Genomic DNA, 1,581 nt, shown 5'->3' on the forward strand with positions numbered 1-1,581 from the left:
CGATCTGCAACCGCTGTTGCATGCCCCCAGAGAAAGCCGAAGGGCGGTCGTCGATCCGGTCGGACGCAATCTCGACCCGTCCCAGCCAATCGACCGCCTTGCCTCGGATGTCGCCGTAGTGCCTGGCGCCGACGGCCATCAGGCGTTCGCCCACATTGCCGCCCGCGCTGACCCCCATGCGCAAGCCATCGCGCGGGTTCTGGTGAACATAGGCCCAGTCGGTGCGCATCAGGCGACGCCGCGCGGCCTCGGCCATGGTCGCGGTGTCGCGCATTGTGCCGTCGACATCAAAAAGCACGCGCCCGGTATCGGGGCGCAGATGCCCTGCAAGGCAGGACAGCAGCGTCGACTTGCCCGACCCGCTTTCGCCGACGATGCCCAGCACTTCGCCCGGCCAGAGGTCAAAGGCCACATCCGCACAGCCGATCCGCGCGCCGTAGCGTTTGGAGAGGTTCTGGACCCGCAGCAGAGGGCGGTTCGGCGGGGCGATGGATTGATGCAGGGTCATGGCGTGGCCTCTGGCGCATTGGCCCCGTTAGACGTGCCGCCCCCCTCCCCCCTGGTGGGGGAGGGTTGGGGTGGGTGGGAGTTTGGACCGGAGGTTGCCAACCGCCCCACATGCCCCGCAGTCCTGCGCCCCGCGCAATGGTCGGTGTCCGAACAGACATACATCCGGCTGCCCCGGTCATCGGTGATGACCTCGTCCAGATAGGTGTCGCCTGCTCCACACAGATCGCAGTCATGCGGCGCTTTGCTGGCGACAAACGGGTGGTCGTCGAAATCAAGACTGACGACATCGGTATAGGGCGGCAGCGCATATATGCGTTGTTCGCGCCCCGCGCCGAACAGCTGGATCGCGGCATTGCCGCCCAGTTTCGGGTTGTCGAATTTCGGGATCGGCGAGGGGTCCATGACATAGCGCCCCTCGACCTTGACGGGATAGTCATAGGCGGTGGCAATCTCGCCATGCCGGGCGATGTCCTCGTACAGCTTGACATGCATCAGGCCGTACTCCTCCAGCTCGTGCATCTTGCGCGTCTCGGTCTCGCGCGGTTCCAGAAAGCGCAGGGGTTCGGGGATCGGCACCTGATAGACCAGGATCTGCCCTTCGTGCAGCTGGGTTTCGGGAATGCGGTGGCGGGTCTGGATCAGCGTCGCCTCGGACGTGGCCTCGGTCACCGCCACCCCTGCGGTGCGAGAAAAGAACTTGCGGATGCTGACCGCGTTGGTGGTGTCGTCCGCGCCCTGGTCGATCACCTTCAGCACGTCATCGGGTGTCAGGCACGCCGCCGTCACCTGCACCCCGCCGGTGCCCCAGCCATAGGGCATCGGCATCTCGCGGCTGGCAAAGGGCACCTGATAGCCGGGAATGGCGATGCCCTTCAGGATCGCGCGGCGGATCATCCGCTTGGTCTGTTCGTCGAGGTAGGCGAAGTTGTAGGCAGTGTCGGTGTGGCCGGTCATGGCGCGATTTCCCCGACGATCCATTGGAGGCATCCGGGCAGATTACCACGGATGTCCCGGTTCCAAAGGCGCAGGGTGCGAAAGCCCTTGTCGTGTAGCCAAAGGTCACGGATCTGG

Annotated in this window: 2 protein-coding genes; both read right to left on the reverse strand. The window is 65.1% G+C overall.

Annotated elements, in window-relative coordinates; translation table 11 throughout:
• A partial coding sequence (locus RMO18_RS16365) for an ATP-binding cassette domain-containing protein (RefSeq protein WP_309667339.1) occupies nt 1-508 on the reverse strand: 508 nt, incomplete at its 3' end.
• On the reverse strand, nt 505-1,464 hold the full coding sequence (locus tag RMO18_RS16370) for an alpha-D-ribose 1-methylphosphonate 5-phosphate C-P-lyase PhnJ (protein WP_309667341.1): 960 nt from the start codon (nt 1,462-1,464) through the stop codon (nt 505-507). The genes RMO18_RS16370 and RMO18_RS16365, both read right to left, overlap by 4 nt.
• Nucleotides 1,465-1,581: the final 117 nt, after the last annotated feature.

The organism is Tabrizicola sp. (genome assembly GCF_031377265.1).
GTDB lineage: Bacteria > Pseudomonadota > Alphaproteobacteria > Rhodobacterales > Rhodobacteraceae > JAUYQR01.

Excerpts from the sequence above, each read along its gene's own strand:
- RMO18_RS16370 (WP_309667341.1), bottom strand. The coding sequence starts at position 1,464 with ATGACCGGCCACACCGACACTGCCTACAACTTCGCCTACCTCGACGAA.